Consider the following 20,094-nt stretch of genomic DNA (forward strand, 5'->3'; position numbering starts at 1 on the left):
TTACTTTATATAAAAAGGTCTTTTATAGATTTTAATTTAATTAATCTTCTTCTAAAATCTTTTTCCACTTGTCTAAACTTTCAAGTTCTTTCTTAGAAAGTTTTGGAAACTGTGGATTCATTTCTTTTAGCTTTTCTAAAATTACTTCTGAAACTAAGTACCTTGAAAACCACTTTTTGTCTGCTGGCACAATATACCAAGGTGCTGTTTTTGTCGAAGTTTTTACAAGCATATCGTCATAAGCCTTCATGTAATCGTCAAAATACTTTCTCTCAGTTATATCAGATGATGTGAACTTCCAGTTTTTTTCTGGTCTTTCAATTCTCTCCATAAGCCTTTTCTTTTGTTCATCTTTAGAAATGTGAAGGAAGAATTTTACAATTGTTATTCCATTGTTTGAAAGATATTCTTCAAAATTATTTATCTCTTCAAATCTTTTTTCCCAAATATCCTTAGTGACTAAATTTTTTGGAAAGGGTTGATCCAAAACTAAATTGTGAACCCTTGACACAAGAACATCTTCGTAATGACTTCTGTTAAAAATTCCAATTTCGCCACGAGGTGGTAATTCTTTTGTAACTCTCCATAGATAATCGTGATCCAATTCATTTTCACTTGGCTTTTTGAAGGAGGCAACCTTTGTTCCCTGTGGATTTACGCCAGTCATAATGTTTTTAATAAGAGAATCCTTTCCCGCAGCATCCATTGCTTGTAAAACAATTAATAAGGACTGATTGTTTTCTGCGTAAAGTTTTTCGTGATATTCACGCATCTTCTCAATGTTCTCGGGAATTAAGACTTCTTTTACTTCCTTTTTTTCTAACTTGCCTTTATAAGAAGTTGGAACATCGTATAAATTTAATTTTTCCTTTCCTTTTACCAAGTATCTCGCTGTATTCATTAAAACCCCACAATCTCTTTAGAAAAAATAATTGACGCTTCGAGCATTTGAGTAGTAACTTGATGAGATGTGGCTTCAAAAGTTTGGAAATCCAAAAGTTTTTTGTCGCTATAAAACTTTTCAATTTTCCTTGCAAAGGACTCTTGACCAGCTGGGTCAATTATATCATCGTCTTCTCCATTGTATAGTACAATTGGTCTATCTTTAAAATTTTCTGGGCTATCCATTGGATTCATATCTAGGAAAAATTCATTAATCCTAAATTCATTTTCGTCAATCTTTTCTTCCTTTTTAATCTTATTTAAAGCATCTACAAGTGCATGCCAATCGTTTATACCATTATAAACAAAGGCCATTTTCAAATCTTTTTTAAAATTATAAAGCCCTCCTGCAGTTATAGCACCCATTGAATGACCGCCTACTGCAATTTCATTTTCAGGATAATTTTCTTCTATAAATTTAAAAATTGAAGGTGCCTCTTCAATATTGTGCATGATGACTTTTAAAATATACTTCGCCTCAATGTCTTCGGCTGTATAGTCGAGATCTATATTATTTCTCTCTCCATGATATCTTGCATCGGGTAAAATTACTCTATATCCATAGCTGGCAAAAATATTTCCACGAAAGATTTGATTTTCCTTGCAAGAACCCCAACCGTGGTAGAAAACAATTGTCTTATTTGTTTTCAAATTGGGCTCAATAATTATCGCAGGAACTTCTCCTATATTTATCTTATTTATATCTGAATAATTCATTTTTAAATACTCCATAATTCACCTCAGTTACATTATATCAAAATAATTTTTTTTGCAAATTTATTTTATGCTTTTAAATTACATGATATATTATTATTGGTGATATTTTGAAATACGAATTAAATTATGAAGAAATTCATAAAATGATAAAAACTGGCGAAAAAATAAAATTTATAGACATGAGAAGTCCAAGGGAATTTAATGAAAATAGAATTCCCGGCGCAATTAATCTTCCTATACTAGATGATGAAGAACGGAAAATTGTCGGAACAACTTATGTAAGGGAAAGTGTGGAAAAAGCAAAATACCTTGGAATAAATTTTGCAAAGGATAAGCTTTTAGATTTCTATGAAAAAGTTATTGAACTCACAGGAAATTATGATCATGTGATAATTTATTGCTCTCGTGGCGGCTACAGGTCCAATGTGTTTTTTTCATTTCTGCGTGCCCTTAATGTGAATGTGAAAAAATTAATTGGCGGATACAAGGCATACAGAAAATATATTAATGAAAACCTAGATAATTTAATTGCACAAAAGGATTTTGTAATTTTGTGCGGCAAAACCGGCGTTGGAAAAACTGAAATTTTAAAAACTTTAAGTTCCAACTTTCCCGTGCTTAATTTGGAAAAACTTGCAAACCACAGAGGTTCAATTTTTGGTGGAATTGGATTAAATAATCAGCCTTCTCAAAAATATTTTGAATCACTTCTATTTGAAGCCTTGGATAATGATGAAAAAACTTTTTTCACCGAAGGAGAAAGTGCAAAAATTGGAAATATTCAGCTGCCAAAAATTTTAATTGAAAAAATTTCTTCTGGCAAAAAGATAGTTATAGAAGATAAAATAGAAAATCGCATAGCAAGAATTAAGAGAGATTACAATTTGTCCAATAAAGATGAGATCTATAAGGCTTTAATAGAAATTAAAAAATTTATTTCTCATAAAAAAGAAAGTATTTACTTAGAAAAATTTTACGAAGGCGATTACGACTTTTTGATCTGCGATCTCTTGTTAAATTATTACGACCCTAATTACAAAAAAAATTACAGCAGTGATGATTTGCATTTGGCAAATGATTCTGCTGTAATAAAAAATATTTTAAATTTTAAAAATTCTATTTGACTTCCCAGGTAGGTGGCGTAACTCCTCTTTCTCTTAAAAATTCATTTGCTCTAGAGAAGGGTTTAGAACCAAAAAAACCTCTGTTGGCAGAAAGTGGCGATGGATGCACGCCTTCTATTACAAGATGATTTTTATTATTTATAAATTTTTTGCGAGCCTTTGCGTGATTGCCCCATAGTATGTAGACAATGGGCTCTTTTTTTTCATTTATTTTTTCTATGACTGCATTTGTAAAAATTTCCCAACCAATTTTTGCATGGCTCATTGGCTGATGTGCTCTCACAGTTAATGTTGTATTTAAAAGCATTATGCCTTCGTCTGCCCACGATTTTAAATAACCTGTGCTTGGTATTGGAAGCCCTAGATCTGAATTAAGTTCTTTATAAATGTTTTGAAGTGAAGGCGGAATCATAACACCATCCTTCACAGAAAAAGCAAGTCCGTGAGCTTGACCAACATTGTGATAGGGATCTTGTCCTAAAATCAAAACTTTTAAATCCTTGTAAGATGTATAGTGAAAGGCGTTAAAAATATCTTCAGCCTTTGGAAATATTTCGTAATGTTTGTATTCTTCAATTAAAAGTTTTCTAAGTTCTTTGTAATAATCTTTTTCAAACTCTTCTTCCAAAATTTCTTGCCAGTCGTTTTTAAAAATTGTCTTCACCAAATCATCTCCTGAAAAAATCAAAAATACTTTTCTTTAACGTTGGATCAATTAGCTCTTCAAGTTCCTTCCTGCTTTCATTTGTAGAAAAAATTACAAGCCTATCGCCCTTTTCAATTCTCGTGTTGCCCCTAGGAATTACTGCTGAATTGTCGTATCTAATTATTCCTCCAATAATAATTTCTCTATGAAGATTAATTTCAGATAATTTTTTGCCAATGTAAATAAAATCGTCGGGGATTTTTATTTCATAAACTTGTGCCTTGCCTCCAAACATATAGTTTATTGAAACCTTCATATCCGTGTTAATGGATTTAATAATTTCATTTGCTACAATGACCTTTGGATCAATAACTCTATAAATGCCAAGGCTTTCTAAAATATTATCGTAGTTGTTGTCCCTTTGTATAATTACATTTCTTGAAATTCCATGATTTCTCGCCATAAGTCCAAGAACGATGTTTAGCTCGTCAGAATCCGTCATAGAAATAAAAACTGCATCCTTTGAAATATTTTCTTCCTTAAAAATTTTGTCATTTTTTAAATTTTTATTTACAACAAAGGCTCTATTGAGTTTTTTTCTAAAGTCTTCAAATTTTTCTCTATTTGGTTCAATTATTTTTAAATTTACATTTTCAAGATTAGCAATAATCCTGTTAAAAGTCATGTCTCCAGATGCAATTACTACATCTCTTACTTCTTCTTTCTCCTTTATCTCAAAATGAGAGTATTTAAAATTTCTAATATCTCTTGAAAGTCCCATTAGATACATGTAGTCGCCACTTTTTAAAATAGTTTCACCATCAGGAACTATTAAATCGCCCTCTCTAAGTATCCCAACCACCAAAATTGTCGAAAGAGATCCAATTTCCTTTATCTTTAAATTTTCAAACTCCTCATCCATGTCGATGTAGTGACCTGTAACTTCAATTTTCCCCTTGCCAAAATAATCTGCTTCATAATAGTTGGAGCTTCCAATTAATTTTGTCGCAAGTTTTGCACACTCAAGACTTCTGTTAAAAATATTTACAATATTTGGGAGAGAATTTTTTATAATTCCAATTTCAGAAATATTTTCCATTTCATCAAGGCGTAAAATTATTTTTACACTGAGATCTTTGAAAATTGATGCCATTATTAAATTTGTCTTGTCGCTATCTGTCGCTATGATAGCATAATCATAGCTTTCTAAATCCATAGTCAAAACAAAATTTTCATCTAATACATCGCCCTTAATTTTTGTCACAGTGTTTGTGATTTTTTCAAAGTTTAACTCATCTCTATCAACTACATCTATTTCAAATTTTTCTAGGCTAAGTGTATTTGCAATTGTGGAACCAACTTTTCCTGAACCAATAATTAAAATTTTCATTATAATTTAATAATATCCTTTCTATGTCTACTCCTTGAGAATAATGCTAAAATTGTAAAAAATTCAAGCCTTCCAAGAAGCATAAGTGCACTAAAATATAATTTTAAAAAGTCGCTATAAAAATAAAAGTTTTTTGTCGGACCAATTTCTCCAAATCCTGGACCTACATTTGAAAGTGTAGTTGTAACAGAAGAAAATCCTGTTATGATATCTGTTCCAGAAAGTGTAACTATGCCAGTTGAAATTATTGCAATTACAAAATAAGTCCCAAGGTAAGCATTTATTCCAAGGACAACTTCATCAGATAGAGTTTTTCCATCGGATACAACTGGAAGAACTGCCTTTGGATGTGTAGCCTTCCTCATTTCTCTTTTTATAAGTTTTAATAGAATTGAAATCCTAATGATTTTAATTCCACCGCCAGTTGAACCAGCACATCCACCAAAAATCATGAGTATTAACAAAATAAATTTTGAAAAACTTGGCCACAAATCATAATCTGCATTGGCAAAACCAGATGTAGATGATATTGATGTAACTTGAAAGGCTGAATCTCTAAAGGCTATAAAAAGTGAGTTGTAACCCTTTGAAAATAAATCTAAAGCAATTAAAACAATTGAGCCCACTGTAATTAAAATCCAAAGTTTTAACTCGTCGTTTTGAAGAACTTCTTTGAATTTTTTTCTAGAAATTAATGCATATATAGTAAAGTTTGTTGAACTCAAAAACATAAAAAACGCAAGAATAAAGTGAACAGCATTTCCTTTATAAGACATAAAAGAATCGTTATAAGATGAAAAACCACCAGTGCCAAGTACTCCAAAAGTGTGAACGAAGCTATCAAAAGCAGGCATGCCTGCAATTTTTAAACATATAAAAAGTGCAGCAGATAAAGTAATGTAAATAATATAAAGTCTTTTTGAAGATTGAGAAATCGTAGACTCAATTTTGCCTGCAACTGGTCCTGGTGACTCTGCCTTAAATATTTGAAATCCTCCTACTCCAAGTTTTGGAAGAAGTCCAACAGTAAATACAAGTATTCCCATACCTCCAATCCAGTGAGTAATAGATCTCCAAAGAATAATTGATCTTGGAAAGGATTCTATTCCTGATATAACTGTGGCGCCTGTCGTCGTAAAGCCCGATACAATTTCAAAAAAGGAGTCCACATAAGTCATTTTTGCTGAAATAAAAAGGGGAATTGCTCCAACAATGGATACTAAAATCCAAGATGCTGTTACGATTAAAATTCCATCTCGGGGTGCAAGAGAAATCTTCTTTACTTTTAAGTTGATTAAAATTAATCCCAAAAAAGCAGCAATTGCCATTGGGATTATAAAGCCATTAGCACTTCCATCTCTCTCTATTAAGCTAAGTATAAGAGATGGTGCCATAAAAGCTGTTTCTATTAACAATATATAACCGAGTATTTTTGAAATAAGCTTATAATTCATCCAATTTCCCTCGATTCTTAAAAGATTTTAGTACATCATTTAATTTCCCTTCCGATGAAAAAAACTTTTGCATCTTTGGTGCAACTTCATGTTTTGAGAATAAAACAATCCTATCACCAACTTGTAGAACTGTCTTTCCATTTGGAACTATCATTTTATTATTTCTCACTACAGCAATAATAAGGATTCCCTCTGGAAGATTTAATTCTTCAAGTGATTTGCCACAAACTAAATATTTTTCCTTTATAATTAATTCTGCACATTCAACTTGTCCATTTAACAAAAGATGAAGTGAAAGAGAGCTCTTTCCTCTGATTTCCTTTAACATTTCTGCAGCTGTTATATAGGAAGTATTGAAAACGGCATCTATGTCTAATTTATCTAAAATCTTGTCATAATTGGTTCTGGAAATCTTTGCAACAGACTTATAAATTCCAGTTTGTTTTGCAACAAGACTCATAAGTAAATTTGCCTCGTCAATTCCAGTTGCTGCTACAAAGGCATCATAAGTGTGCAACATCTCTTCTTCAAGGATGCCTATGTCAGTTCCGTCTCCATTTATTATCTCTGCGTCTGGCACAATTTCCTTTAATTCAAGGCATCTCTCTCTATTGATTTCTACAATTGTAACATTAATATTTTCTTTTAATAAAAGTATGGCAAGGTATAATCCAGTTTTCCCGCCTCCTAAAATCATTGTGCTTCTAAGAGATCTAGTTTTTTTTACACCAGTATGTTCCTTGTCAAACAATTCTATATTTTCGGATTTTCCTGCTAAAATTATTACGTCGTTTTCTTCAAGGACTGTACGACCATTTGGTATAATAGCATCACCATTTCTTGAAATCGCAGAAATCAAGAGATTGTTAATTTTTTCGATATCCATAATTCTTTTGCCACTAAAATTTGGATCCTTTGCAATATTAAATTCAACAAGGGAAACTTTTCCGTCCGCAAATTCATCATAGTAAAGTTGGTATCTCTTCATGAGGTACTTTACAATGTACCTTGCCGTAGCATTGTCTGGATTAATAATTTTATCTATCTCAAGTTCCTTTGATATGAAATCCAAGTGTTTTCTATACTCGGGATCTCTAACTCTCGCTATGGCATATTTTGCTCCAAGCTTTTTTGAAATTGTACAAACTATTACATTAGCCTCATCATTAGTAGTTGTTGCAATTACATAATCAAATAGAGATATATCAAGTTCTTCCAAAACTCCAAAATCAAGCGCATTTGCACAAATACTAAAAACGTCAAGAGAATTTGAAATATTTTCAATTACGTCCTCGTCATTATCTACTACTGTTACTTCGTAATTCTCACCTATTAGTGAAGCTGCAAGTCTATAACCTAATTTACCAGCACCTACAACTAAAGCCTTCATATTTCCTCCTAAAAAATCGGATCTAAAATTATTTCAAAATCATAGTCCTCATAAATTGATTTTAATTTATCAACTAGCTCTCTTTTCAGAGCCTCTTTTTCCTTCAAACTAGAAACAGCGTCGGCATTATAATCAATGTCGATGTATATTTTTTTATCTTCAAGCACTATATCGTGAAAAGAATAAACATTTAAACTTTCTCTAATAATTTTTTTAAGATCTTCTGAAACTGATTTAATTATGGCGCTACTGCTGCCCAGTGGATCAGCGTGAATAATTAGCTTGATTCCTAAAAGTTCAGATATTTCCCTTTCCACTTTATCTACTATATTATGCGCCTCTTCAAGTGTCAAATTATAATCAAGAGCAGCATCAATTAATACAATTATGTTGTCTGGGCCAAAATCTGTTACCATCATATTATGAACATTGGATATACCATCATAAGTTGAAACCTTTGACTTTATCTCGTGCTTAGTTTCTTCTGTAAGACCTCTACCCAATATAATTGAAATAGTTTCATAAATTAGAGATAGTGCAGTGTATAAAATAAATAGTGCCACCAAAACTCCAACATAGCCATCTAAATTTTTTCCAGTAAATTTTTCTATAATTATAGAAATAATTACCACAAGGGTAATAAGTGTGTCGCTAAGGGAATCCTTCTCCTGTGCCTTTAATGTTACCGAATCAATTTCCCTCGCCACATGAGAATAAAGGGACGCTTGCCAAAATTTTATAAATACAGTTATTATTAATACCACAATTGTAGAACTTGGATATCTTATATCTATGGGATGCAAAATTTTTTCAACAGAAGTCCTCAAAAATTGAAAACCAACTGAAAGCACAATACCACTTACTACAAGTGATATTAAATACTCAAGCCTTCCGTGACCATAGGGATGATCTCTATCCCTTGGCTTTGAAGCAAGTTTTATCCCAAAAATTGAAATAATTGAACTAGCACAGTCCGTAATATTATTAACAGCATCAGACAATATGGAAATTGAACCTGTAAAAGTATATAAAATAACTTTTAAAAGGGCCGCAAATATATTTGACAATAGTCCAAGAATAGATGTCTCCTTTGCAATTTTCGCTCTATCGTAGCCATAGGCATTAGTGCCCCTTTTTAAAATGAGTTTTGCTAACATTTATCCTCCGTAAATAAAAACAGGCACAATGCCTATTTTTAAAATTTTATTGTAATTATATTCATTATAACACTGAAATATTAGTAATAAAAGAAAAGGATCAAGAATTCAAAAGCCAACTTCAATCTAATTTATAAAAATATTAATTAAAACTTATAGGATTATATTTGCCCTCAATTCAAAATCCTATAAGTTTTTTTTGCAAAAAATGTACCAAAGCATGCTCTGGTACATTAAAAATTATTTTATTCCTTTTATCAAAAATCAAATAAATTTTTTAAGTTTATGAAGTAATAATCCTTCTGCAACTTCATCTGCCTTTTCCTTTGAGTCTAGTATCTCAACTAATTTTACTCCAAGTAAAATTGCTAGAGCAGGTCCCATTGCTGTAATAATGTTTTTTTCAACGACTACTGCTTCATCTTGTGGATCTTTTACTTTAAGTCTATTTTCTACTCCTGGATAGCAGGTAAATTTGCCATCTTTTAAAATTCCTGCTGCATCTAGAACCTGTGGTCCTGCACAAATTGCGACAACTTTTCTCCCATTGTCGTTAAATAAATTTGTACATTCAACAACTTTTTTATCCTTCATTAAATTTGTGGCACCAGGTTGTCCTCCCGGAATGTACATCGCCCTATAATCTTCAATATTTATTTCATCAAAGATTTTGTCGGCGATGACCTTTACATCGTGAGTTCCTCTAACTTCATTTCTGTCAGTAATAGAAACTGTTTCAACTTTAAGATTAGCCCTTCTAAGCACATCTACAATAGTTAATGCTTCAATTTCTTCGAAACCATCCGCTAAAAATACCAATAAATCTTTCATAATGACCTCCTATTTATTCATAATAGAATCCACTGCATTTATAATTGCAGCTCTAAAACCATCCTTCTCCAAAGACTTTAATCCCTTAATAGTTGTACCGCCTGGTGTAGTAACTTGATCCTTTAACTCACCTGGATGAAGACCAGAAACTCTAACCATATTTGCAGATCCAGCCACAGCTTGTGAAATTACTCTATAAGCCACATCTCTCTTCATTCCATAAGATACTGCCGCATCTGCTGCTGCCTCAATATACATATAGACATAAGCAGGCATACAACCGCAAACTGCTTCATAAATTTTTATATTTTTTTCTTCAACAATTTCAGTTTCTCCAAAGGAAGAGAAGATTTTTCTTAATTCCCTTAATTCTTCATCTGAAATATTTTTGCCTGGACAAATTCCTGTCATTGAATTTAAAATTTTCGCAGGTGTATTTGGCATTGCCATCAAAAGTTTTTTCCCTGGCAATTTTTCTTCTAATTTTTTTAAATCGTAACTTGATGTAACGGAAATTATTATTTGATTTTCTACGCTTTCCTTAATTTTATCCAACAATTCGTCATAAGCATAGGGCTTAACTGTAAGAATTACTGCATCAGCATTTTTCACTACATCCACCTCTGACTCGACAATATTTGCCCTCTCAAAACCCTTAAATTCATCTCTTTTGTCTTTATTTATATCATATAGAAAAGTTTCTATATTATTATCTAAAAGACCCTGTGCCATGGCAGACCCCATATTGCCAAGACCTACTATTCCCATCTTCATTACAACCACTCCTTAATTAGATTATACACGATATTATTTAATTTTTCATTTATGTGCTATAATTAATTAGGTGATTTTATGAAAAATATTTCTTTGTTAAAATTATTTTTAACATTTTTTAAAATAAATGCCATAACTTTTGGTGGCGGATATACTATTGTACCTGTTATAAAGGATATTTTTGTTTCTGACTTAGAACTAATAGATGAAGATGATATGATGGACATAGTTGCCATTTCTCAAGGTGGACCTGGTGCCATGGCAATTTCTTGTTCAGTCTTAACTGGGTATTACTTAAGGGGTCCTATTGGTGCTATAACTTGTCTAATTGCATCCTCTCTTCCCTGTTTGATAATTTTATCTATAATTTCAAATTTTTATCAAGAATTTAAAACTAACTTTTATATAAAGGCAGCTCTTGAAGGCATTAGTGGAATAATATCCGCAGTTTTATTTATTACAGTTTTTCGCATGGGAATTTCTTCCTACAAAAAAAATTCAAAATTTAGCGTCGTAATGATTGTACTGGTATTTTTAGTTGCTTTCTTTACAAAGATTAACACGGGACTAATTATTCTATTATGTGCAATAGCCGGAATTTCTTATTTTAGTGTAATGGAGAGATACAAAAATGTTTGATTTATTTTTAATTTTCTTTAAAATCGGATGCTTTGCCTTTGGCGGAGGCTACGCAGTAATACCTTTAATTTCAAAATATGTTGTAGAAGAAAACGCCTGGATAAACACCAGAGAATTTATAGATTTAATTTCAATCTCACAAATGACCCCAGGACCTATCGCCATAAATTCTGCAACTTTCGTTGGACAAAATGTACACGGAATAATTGGATCAATTATTGCAACTACAGGTTTTGTACTTCCTCAATTCGTTTTGATGACGATTCTAGGTTACTTTTTATTTAGCAAGGACAAAAAATTTAAAATTATGGATTACTCCCTTCTTGGAATAAAGGCAGGAGTTGTATCACTAATTTTTATAACTACTCTAAAATTATTCAAGTCCTCAGTTTTCCCAGAGGGAATTAAACTCGAAGGCATGAGCATAGCCGCACTGATTTCCTTTGTACTTGGTTTTATCCTCTATCTAAAAAAAGTAGACCTATTTAAGTTAATAGGTCTTGGTGCAATAATTGGCATCGTAGTAAAACTTTCCTTAAATTATATTTAAAAATGATGGTGGTGTTGCAAAATAGATAATTCTATTCTGCACATCACTTTTTTTTAATAAGGATTCTTCACTAAAATAAACAATACTCTATTAACTTTTTATTTTTTAACTTTTCAATCCACTCTCTCAAAATAGCATTATAGCCATAAATTATTCCAGCAAGTCTACCTGTAATAGCTGTAGTTGTGTCTGTATCATCTCCAAGGTTTACTGTTTTTAGAAGGGATCTTTATAATTATTAGTGTTTAATATGCACCACAAAGAAGCGTCCAAAGTATGATATGCGAAGCCAGCCTATTTAACTTAGTCTATACTTTTATTTCCTACATTTAATTTTTCGCCTTTAATTAAATTCCTCGCAATATGCACATAATTTACGCAAGCTTTTCATGAAATTTCATGAACATGAGTAATACTAGAAACTTCTTTTATTTTTTCATTACTAAAAAGAAAAAAGTTGCTCCAATAAAAATAGCATGGCAGAAAAATCTTCTTTTACGCAAACTTATATACAGTTTACATAACTCTCTATTATCTAAAAGTATTATTATGTGTTTTAAAAATCAATTATTCCCTTTATTTTTCTAAAACTATTTTTGTATAAACTTTTTCTGCAAATTTGTAAATTATCAAATAGAAAATCATATAAATTATAAATACAAAAATCATTGATTTTATAAATAATTTTGTATTCATAAGCCCTACCAACATTAAAAATTTTTGCAATATTGGCAGAGCAAAGCTTGTGTGAACTATACAAAAAACTATTGGGAGAAATAGAAGTATCAACATTTGTTTTTCTATAGATTTTTTTGCTTCAAATTCTCTTAATCCAAGTTTTTCTAAAATTTTAAATCTTTCAATATCTTCATATCCTTCTGTTAAAAACTTGTAATATATAGCAAGACCCATTGTTATTAAAAATGCAATAGAAAGAAGTATTCCGACAAAGAATATTACTCCATAATAGCTTAAAAATTCCATTTTTGTTGCATCTCTATCGATTATAGTGAGTTTTTGATTGGGATCAACTTTTAAATCATCTATGTGTTCGCTTAAATAATTTTTAAAATCCTCTGGAAATTCTCCTCTTATTAAGGTTTTTACTTCAGGTTTTAGTTCTATATTACTTCCTTCAAGCTTTAATTTCTTTAAAAGTCCATATGCTCTTTCATAATCTCTAGCTATTATTTTGTTTTTTTCAAAAACTGTTATTACAGTTTCTAAGGGAATATCATTTTCTTCATTAGATATTACCCTAGCACTATATCCCAAACTTTTTATAAATTCTTCGTTATTGTCTTCTTTAAAATAAATAAAATCCTTACCTTTAAAATCTAATTTCGTGTCGGGAGTATAAATTATGTCCAATACAATAAAATCTTCTTTGAAATTTACCCCTACCTCTTCTCCATTATTTAAAACTCTTAATTTATTTCTATCCCTTATCAAAGGAATAGACCACTCAAATGTTGTTGAACTTTCTCCTTTAATATTATTCTCAATTAATAAATTGTTAATATTATTTCTATACTGCTCTATTTTTTCTATCTTTAATGATTCTGCATCTGTTTCTATAGTATAAGGTGCCGGAAATAATCTATTGGTAATATCACCAATGCCCAAATATAAACTTATGCCTGATGTCAAAACTATTGTAAAGGCTGTGGATAAAATTGCAATATTTGCAAGAGATTTTGAATTATTTTTAACTCTATATAAAAGTCCGGATATTGCAAAAAAATTTTCTTTCTTATAATAAAATTTTTTATTATTTTTTAATATTTCAAGCACTAAGCTTACTATTGCAGAAAATGCAAAATAAGTTCCAATTATAACTAAAATAGCTGCAAGAAAGAATTTTAAAAAAGCTTGCATTGGATTCTTTGTAGTCAAACTAATTGTATAACCTGTTCCAATAAAAATTATTCCCAATAGTGCAATTAGTTTTATAAATTTATTTTTCCTCTCTCCAGCTTTTGATTCCTTTACCAAGGCAATTGGAGAATAATTTTTCATTTTTATAATTTGAATTAAGTATACAAGTGTTAAAATTAAAATAAATATAAGAGCGACAACAAATACTGCATAAAAATTGTTAAAAAATCCTTCATTAAAAATATTTATTGAAAGATTTGTTACTTTTACAAAAATCCCAAGGGACAATTTATACAAAACAAGACTTAAAATACTCGCTGGCACTACAGAAAAAATAATGATATATATAATTTCACAAAACAAAATTATTCTAAGATGCTTTTTCTCAAGACCTAGTATTAAATAAAGCCCCTGCTCCTTTAGCTTTCTTTTTTGAATAAAAGAATAAACCGATGAAAGCATTATAAATGAAAAAATCGACAAAATTATGAATCCTAATGAAAGGATGGACTTCATCGTTGCCATTCCACCTGCTTGTGCCAGTGACTTATCTAAGAAAAGACTTAAACAAACTGAACATGTTACCATTAAAAAAATTACAGTTCCAATAAAAGGCATGAAAATTTTTTTATTTCTTTTAATTCCTGAAAGGGCAAGTCTATAATAAAGTGATTTCATTCTATCAGTTCCTTTGTAGCATTTGCATTGTATCTGCAATTTTCTTTTGCATATCCATAGAAGATCTGTCGCCACTATAAATTTGATGATAAATTTTTCCATCTTTAATAAATAAAACTCTTTTTGCCTCTGAAGCTGCCAAAATCGAATGAGTTACCATAAGTATAGTTTGTCCATCTTGATTTAAGTTTTTAAAAACTTTCAAAAGTTCTTTTGTACTATTGCTATCTAGGGCACCTGTGGGTTCATCTGCTAGTATTATTTTCGGTTTTGTAATAAGAGCCCTTGCTATGGCAACTCTTTGCTTTTGACCTCCACTTATTTCATAGGGATATTTATTTAATAATTCCTCAATGTTTAACTTTTTTACAATTTTTAACAATTTTTCTTCCATTACAGAAATTTTTTCATCTGCCAAAACTAAGGGCAATAAGATATTTTCTTTAACAGTAAAAGTATCAAGAAGGTTAAAATCTTGAAATACAAATCCTAAATTTTCTCTTCTAAACTTTGCCATTTCACTGTCTTTTATTTCTGATAAATTCTTGCCCTTTAAAAAGACATTTCCAGAAGTTGGTCTGTCAAGTAATGCCAATAGGTTTAACAAAGTTGTCTTTCCACTTCCCGATTCGCCCATTATGGCAATATATTCACCCGATTCGACAGTAAAATTTATTGATTTTAGAGCCTCAACTTCATTCCCGCCAAATCGACTTTTATATATTTTTTTAATGTTTTGAACTTCTAGCATAATTACTCCTCGTTTACAAAAATTGGCTTAGCATAATACACGAAAATCATCGCATCATATAGATCTTTTGGAACTTCTTTTACTCTATAACTTGTTGGAATAAATTTCATAACCGGAGAATATCCTTCACCTAAGCTTATCATGTTAATCTCCTTATTTATAACTTTAAAAGTTTCTCCATCTTTAACTTTTGAAAAGTCTAAATAATATTTTCCTTCGAATTTTTTTGCACTATACGCAAGAGGATTTGCTGATACAAAGGTATGATTTGATCTCCTATTATTAGGACCAACTTCATTAATATTTACAATTCCCTTGTAGAAATCCGTTCCAATAATAAAGTATCTATCGCCAAAATTTTCCTTTAAGTGAGCACCCATTGGCTTATAAAATTTTTGAATCTTTGCAACATGACCATTGTGTCCAGCAATTAAAATCAAATTATTTCCTTTTGAACTTTCAAAATCACTGATCCATTTAACATTGTCAGCCATAAATTTATCTCTTTCGTCATTAACCTTTGCATAATCATTAAAGTCTAAAGCATAATATTTTATGCTATCAAGTACATTTACAATAGATCTGGAAATAATTTTCGCATAATCAGAAGAAAGTGGATCAACATAACTTTTTATCTCCCTCAATAAATTTTCTTTCTCTTTTATTTTTGTAATTTTAAAATTTTTGTCTTTCATAAAGGAAAATTCTTTTTCTAGGTTTTTATCTTGTAAAATATTTTTATCTTTGCAAAAATCTAAAATTGCTTCAATTGACTTTTCTGGGTTTTGCATATCAAAACCATAGAAAGATAGCTTGTCCTTATCTTCAGCCCTTTGATTGTAATCAAACATAAAATTTATAAGTTCATTCATTTCCTTTGTGTGATAAATATTAAAGGAAAAAATCCTCGAAATATTTTCATCCCTCTTATTACCATGAATGTAATTATTTATCAATATTCCTTCGCCAAAATCTGATTCAAGGCAAAAAATTTTCAAATTGTTTTTTTCGACTAAGTCTTTTAATAACTCTAGTTTTAAATATTGAAAATTAGAATTTCCATGTGTGGCTTCACCTAGTCCCACAACCCTTATGTCTTCACCTAGTTTTATTTCACTTACTTTTTTACCATAATCTTCAATATCGACGATATCTTTTCTTGCCTTTAGTTTTGGTAGATTAATCCACAAAAAATCTCCCACAGCTGCCATAAAAATAATAGCCAATAAGAAAATTACAATTCCTTTAAAAAACTTTTTTAACATTTTCTTGCCTCCTTTTCTAATTATAATTTATGTAAAAAATTAAATCCTTTATTCAAGATTACAAATTCAACTTTAATGTGACATTTTTGTAAGAAAAAAGAGTGCCACGCACTCTAGCTCAAAATATTTTTTAAATTTATATAAATCCTAGTTCCTACATTAACTTCTGATTCACATCTTAAAGTAATTCTTAAAGATTTTCCAATATTTTTGGTAAGATTAAGACCTAGTCCCGTTGACTTTTTTTCTAGTCTTCCATTATAACCTGTATATCCTGCGTCAAAAATTCTAGGTAAATCTTCAGGCATTATTCCTATTCCATTATCTTCTATTACAAGCTCATTGTCCCTTAAATAAATCGAAATTTTCCCATTTTCAGTGTATTTAATTGAATTAGAAATTATTTGCTCAAGTAAAAAGGAAAACCACTTTGCATCGGTTAAAATAATTTTTTTAGTTTCACTAAAATCAACGCTGTTGTTTTTCCCAATAAACTGAATTGAATACTTTCTTATTACACTCCTAATAATAATATCTAAATCATGCCTTCCAAAAACATAATCTGTGCTATCTACATTCATCCTTACATAGCCTAAAATATTTCCAACATATTCTTCAATTTCAAAAATTTCTTTCTCACAATCGAGCCTATTTATTTCATCTTTTTTAAGAAGTAGTTTTAATGCAAAAATTGGAGATTTGATTTGATGAGTCCAAATTGTTAAATATTTTTTTACATCTTCTCTTTTTCTCTCTTCCTCATCCCTATAAACTTTATTTTCTTTTATTTCTTCATATAAAGCCTTTGATAAGGGAGAAGCCTTCATTTCAAATATTTTTTTGTAGTCCCTTTTATTTATAATATAAGTTTCTTCGATATAATCTCTATTACTTTCAAAATAAAGAAAACAAATATACATAAAAAATAAAAATAAATACAAGAAAGAAATATAGATGCTCTTATTTTTTTCAATTTCAAAAATTAAATGAACTCCCAAAATATAAAAAAATATAATCAATCCAAATATAATTGTAATTTTCTCTTTTTTTAAAAAACTTCTAATTGACAGGTGGGACATAGTATCCTACTCCCTTCTTAGTCTTTATGAGTCCAAAAATCTTTATATCCTCTAGCTTTTTTCTCAAACGCATAATATTTACAGTTAGGGTATTGTCATCTATGTAAGAATCAGTTTGCCAAATTTTATTGATGATCTCATCTCTACTGATAATTTTCCCTGGCTTCTCCAATAAAACTTCTAAAATTTTAAATTCATTTTTTGTAAGTTCTACTTCACTATCTTCCCTAGATACAATCATGTTGTCGCATTTAAGAATAATATCTTCATAATAAATATTTTTAGTTTCAAAATATTCATAAGTTCTCCTCAAAAGAGCCCTCATCTTTATTTGAAGTACTTCTAAATCAAAGGGCTTCGTCAAGTAATCATCTGCTCCAAGATCCATTGCCATTATTAAGTTTAAATTTTCATCAGCAGCAGAAATAAATAGAATAGGAACCTTAGAATTATCCCTAATTACTTTACACCAATGATATCCATTAAAAAAAGGAAGAGTTACATCCATTAAAACTAAATCTGGATGAAAATTTTTAAATTCATTAAAAACATTTTGAAAGTCTTTAACTCTTTTTATTTCATAATTCCAAATTTTTAAATATCTTTCAATTTCTTCTGCAATTACCTTATCATCTTCAACTAAAAATATTTTCCACTTTCTATTTCTCATTTTTCACAACCTACTATTTATAATCACAGCTTTCTTGAATTGATTATATATATTTACAACCAAAAAATAAAGACTCCCCGAGGAAGTCTTTGTCAAATTTATTTTATAGCACTGCTTGTGCTGCTGTTATAATTGCTAGCGAATATACTTCATCTTCTACACAACCACGAGATAGGTCGTTTACTGGGGCATTAAGTCCTTGAAGAATTGGTCCAATAGCTTCAAATCCGCCAAATCTTTGTGCTATTTTATATCCAATATTTCCTGCTTCAATGTTAGGGAATACAAATACATTTGCATGTCCTGCAACCTCTGAACCTGGTGCTTTTTTCTTTGCAACTGACTCTACGAAGGCTGCATCAAATTGGAGTTCACCATCTATTGCCATTTCAGGATTTTTTTCCTTTGCCATTTTTGTTGCTTCAGCTACCATTGTTACTCTTTCGTGAGATGCTGATCCCTTAGTTGAGAAGGAAAGCATTGCAATCTTTGGTTCTAACCCAAATTGTTTAGCTGTTTCATTTGAAACTACTGCTACTTCCGCAAGTCCTTCTGCATCAAGGTCAATGTTAATTGCACAATCTGCCATTAAATACATTTCTTCGCCTCTTAGCATAATAAATGCTCCAGAACATCTCTTGTAACCTGGTTTTGTTTTTATAATTTGAAGTGCTGGTCTAACAGTATCTGCTGTTGTGTGGGCTGCTCCTGATACTAATCCTTTAGCTTTTCCCATGAAGATTAACATAGTTCCAAAATAATTGTGGTCCTTTAAAATTTCTTCTGCTTGCTCTTTGGTAACTTTTCCCTTTCGTCTTTCTACAAAAGCTTTGACCATTTCATCTTTTTCTTCGTAGTTAACTGGATTTAAAACTTCAAGACTTCCTAGTTCTACACCTTCTTTTTCTGCTAAAGCTTCAAGTTCTTTTTTATCTCCAAGAACTATTGGTTTAATATCACCATCTTCATTAAGTCTAATTGCTGCCCTTAAAATTCTTGTATCATCGCCTTCAGGAAATACAATTTCTGGTCTAGATGATCTTACTCTACTTTTTAAATTTTCAATTAATGACATAATGTCCCCCTTTATTGTTAATAATTACATTATATATCTTCTAAAAATTTTTTTAAAGTGAATAAGGTTTGAAATTTACATCTTCAATTAATTCATTTAGCCTTACTGAATCTGCAACAAGCTTTGCAAGAAAATGATGTTTCATTGTGTGGACTCTTAAAACTTCAACACCCTTATAGGCAGCTATTGTCGTAAGTGCTGCTGATGCTTCATCTCTATTTTCAAATCCTTCTTCCTTACTTGCATCTACATCAATACTGTTTTCAGTCAAAATATTTGTAATAAATCTTTTTCTTGATACTCCCAAAAATATAAAGCATCCCATTTCTCTTAACACGTCAATTTTATCAATTAACTTTAGATTTTCCCTTTTTGTCAGTGCAAAGCCAATGCCTGGATCAAGCATTATTCTTTCTCTCTCTATTCCATTTTTTTCTGCAAGAGAAATTGACTTTGAAAGATATTTTTTCATTACTTCGACAATATCCATTTCTTCAAAGGATTTTAATTCTTCATCAGTAAAAGCTCCAACACCTCCAAAAGGCGGAAAGTTCGCACTGCTCTTGTGATTTGGCCTTGCAATCTTTGGATTAAACATTAAAATTGCTCCCACATCACTTTTCCCTACGACCTCTGCCATCTTTGGATCGCCTATAAATCCTGTTATATCATTTACAAAATCAACTCCTGCTTCTATTGCAGCTTCTGCAACATCAGCTTTCCATGTGTCAATTGAAAGAGGCACATCAGTCATTTTCTTTAGTTTTTTTATAACTGGTACAACTCTATTTTTTTCTTCTTCAATCTCAACATAAGTTGAACCAGGTCTAGTGGATTCGCCACCAATATCAATCATTTTTGCACCAGCTTTAATAAGCTCCATTGCCCTATTTACAGCTTTGTCTGTACCATACCACTTTCCACCATCAGAAAAGGAATCTGGCGTAACATTCACAATTCCGCACAAAATTGTTTCCCTTCCGCTTTCTAAAACTTTGTCTTTATACTTACAAACTAAATTCTTCATTGTTCACTCCATTGCTATGTTATCAAGTTTATTTTATGTCTAATGTCTTATTAAATC

19 protein-coding genes and 1 pseudogene are annotated in these 20,094 nt (G+C 30.6%); 3 read left to right on the plus strand and 17 right to left on the minus strand.

Annotation, left to right across the window (positions count from 1 at the left end; all coding sequences use genetic code 11):
- Positions 1-40: 40 nt before the first annotated feature.
- Positions 41-901 carry a polyphosphate kinase 2 family protein gene (locus HKO22_RS06250; RefSeq protein ID WP_075659880.1) on the minus strand — a complete coding sequence of 287 codons (861 nt, stop codon included), beginning with the start codon at positions 899-901 and terminating at the stop codon, positions 41-43.
- Positions 901-1,659 (minus strand): prolyl oligopeptidase family serine peptidase, encoded by a 759-nt coding sequence (locus HKO22_RS06255; protein WP_235932826.1) that lies wholly within the window; start codon positions 1,657-1,659, stop codon positions 901-903. The genes HKO22_RS06250 and HKO22_RS06255 overlap by 1 nt, the downstream gene beginning before the upstream one ends.
- Positions 1,660-1,766: 107 nt before the next feature.
- Between HKO22_RS06255 and mnmH the strand changes: the two genes are divergently transcribed.
- Positions 1,767-2,783 carry a tRNA 2-selenouridine(34) synthase MnmH gene (mnmH, locus tag HKO22_RS06260; protein ID WP_169969324.1) on the plus strand — a complete coding sequence of 339 codons (1,017 nt, stop codon included), beginning with the start codon at positions 1,767-1,769 and terminating at the stop codon, positions 2,781-2,783.
- On the opposite strand, the gene HKO22_RS06265 is transcribed toward mnmH, so the two are convergent.
- From HKO22_RS06265 to proC, 7 genes are all read right to left on the minus strand, one after another.
- Positions 2,776-3,447 (minus strand): uracil-DNA glycosylase, encoded by a 672-nt coding sequence (locus HKO22_RS06265; protein WP_075660390.1) that lies wholly within the window; start codon positions 3,445-3,447, stop codon positions 2,776-2,778. The genes mnmH and HKO22_RS06265 overlap by 8 nt on opposite strands.
- Positions 3,448-3,451: 4 nt before the next feature.
- Positions 3,452-4,819, minus strand: a complete 1,368-nt coding sequence (locus tag HKO22_RS06270; RefSeq protein WP_169969326.1) for an NAD-binding protein — start codon at positions 4,817-4,819, stop codon at positions 3,452-3,454.
- Positions 4,819-6,273, minus strand: a complete 1,455-nt coding sequence (locus HKO22_RS06275) for a TrkH family potassium uptake protein (protein WP_075659877.1) — start codon at positions 6,271-6,273, stop codon at positions 4,819-4,821. Before HKO22_RS06275 ends, HKO22_RS06270 begins: the two co-directional genes overlap by 1 nt.
- The gene (trkA, locus tag HKO22_RS06280; RefSeq protein ID WP_075659876.1) at positions 6,263-7,663 is read right to left on the minus strand and encodes a Trk system potassium transporter TrkA; all 1,401 of its coding nucleotides are present in this window, start codon (positions 7,661-7,663) and stop codon (positions 6,263-6,265) included. The genes HKO22_RS06275 and trkA overlap by 11 nt, the downstream gene beginning before the upstream one ends.
- Before the next feature lie 8 nt (positions 7,664-7,671).
- Positions 7,672-8,820: a cation diffusion facilitator family transporter gene (locus HKO22_RS06285; RefSeq protein ID WP_169969328.1), complete on the minus strand. Its 1,149-nt coding sequence runs from the start codon at positions 8,818-8,820 to the stop codon at positions 7,672-7,674.
- 264 nt (positions 8,821-9,084) lie between these two features.
- The gene (locus tag HKO22_RS06290) at positions 9,085-9,651 is read right to left on the minus strand and encodes a DJ-1 family glyoxalase III (protein WP_075659875.1); all 567 of its coding nucleotides are present in this window, start codon (positions 9,649-9,651) and stop codon (positions 9,085-9,087) included.
- Positions 9,652-9,660: 9 nt separating this feature from the next.
- Positions 9,661-10,425 carry a pyrroline-5-carboxylate reductase gene (gene proC, locus HKO22_RS06295; RefSeq protein ID WP_169969330.1) on the minus strand — a complete coding sequence of 255 codons (765 nt, stop codon included), beginning with the start codon at positions 10,423-10,425 and terminating at the stop codon, positions 9,661-9,663.
- 78 nt (positions 10,426-10,503) lie between these two features.
- On the opposite strand from proC, the gene HKO22_RS06300 reads away from it, so the two are divergent.
- Both HKO22_RS06300 and HKO22_RS06305 read left to right on the plus strand, forming a co-directional pair.
- Positions 10,504-11,064 (plus strand): chromate transporter, encoded by a 561-nt coding sequence (locus tag HKO22_RS06300; RefSeq protein ID WP_075659873.1) that lies wholly within the window; start codon positions 10,504-10,506, stop codon positions 11,062-11,064.
- On the plus strand, positions 11,057-11,614 hold the full coding sequence (locus tag HKO22_RS06305; protein WP_169969332.1) for a chromate transporter: 558 nt from the start codon (positions 11,057-11,059) through the stop codon (positions 11,612-11,614). The genes HKO22_RS06300 and HKO22_RS06305 overlap by 8 nt, the downstream gene beginning before the upstream one ends.
- 70 nt (positions 11,615-11,684) lie before the next feature.
- On the opposite strand, the pseudogene HKO22_RS11150 reads toward HKO22_RS06305, so the two are convergent.
- From HKO22_RS11150 to folP, 8 genes and pseudogenes are all read right to left on the minus strand, one after another.
- Positions 11,685-11,828, minus strand: a pseudogene (locus HKO22_RS11150) (ADP-ribosylglycohydrolase family protein); the annotation flags it as partial.
- 362 nt (positions 11,829-12,190) lie between these two features.
- Complete coding sequence (locus HKO22_RS06315; protein WP_169969334.1) at positions 12,191-14,170, minus strand: ABC transporter permease; 1,980 nt, start codon at positions 14,168-14,170, stop codon at positions 12,191-12,193.
- A 4-nt stretch (positions 14,171-14,174) separates the two neighbouring features.
- Positions 14,175-14,921: an ABC transporter ATP-binding protein gene (locus HKO22_RS06320; RefSeq protein WP_075659863.1), complete on the minus strand. Its 747-nt coding sequence runs from the start codon at positions 14,919-14,921 to the stop codon at positions 14,175-14,177.
- A gap of 2 nt (positions 14,922-14,923) precedes the next feature.
- Positions 14,924-16,186 (minus strand): erythromycin esterase family protein, encoded by a 1,263-nt coding sequence (locus tag HKO22_RS06325; protein ID WP_169969336.1) that lies wholly within the window; start codon positions 16,184-16,186, stop codon positions 14,924-14,926.
- Between the two features lie 113 nt (positions 16,187-16,299).
- Entirely contained in the window at positions 16,300-17,265 is a 966-nt protein-coding gene (locus HKO22_RS06330; RefSeq protein ID WP_169969338.1) for a sensor histidine kinase, read from the minus strand.
- Positions 17,246-17,935: a response regulator transcription factor gene (locus HKO22_RS06335; RefSeq protein WP_169969340.1), complete on the minus strand. Its 690-nt coding sequence runs from the start codon at positions 17,933-17,935 to the stop codon at positions 17,246-17,248. The genes HKO22_RS06330 and HKO22_RS06335 overlap by 20 nt, the downstream gene beginning before the upstream one ends.
- Positions 17,936-18,038: 103 nt before the next feature.
- Entirely contained in the window at positions 18,039-19,010 is a 972-nt protein-coding gene (gene pta / locus HKO22_RS06340; RefSeq protein ID WP_169969342.1) for a phosphate acetyltransferase, read from the minus strand.
- A 52-nt stretch (positions 19,011-19,062) separates the two neighbouring features.
- Positions 19,063-20,037 (minus strand): dihydropteroate synthase, encoded by a 975-nt coding sequence (folP, locus tag HKO22_RS06345; RefSeq protein ID WP_169969344.1) that lies wholly within the window; start codon positions 20,035-20,037, stop codon positions 19,063-19,065.
- Positions 20,038-20,094 lie beyond the last annotated feature (57 nt).

It is taken from the genome of Peptoniphilus faecalis (genome assembly GCF_012976305.1).
GTDB classification, from domain to species: Bacteria; Bacillota; Clostridia; order Tissierellales; family Peptoniphilaceae; genus Peptoniphilus_A; species Peptoniphilus_A faecalis.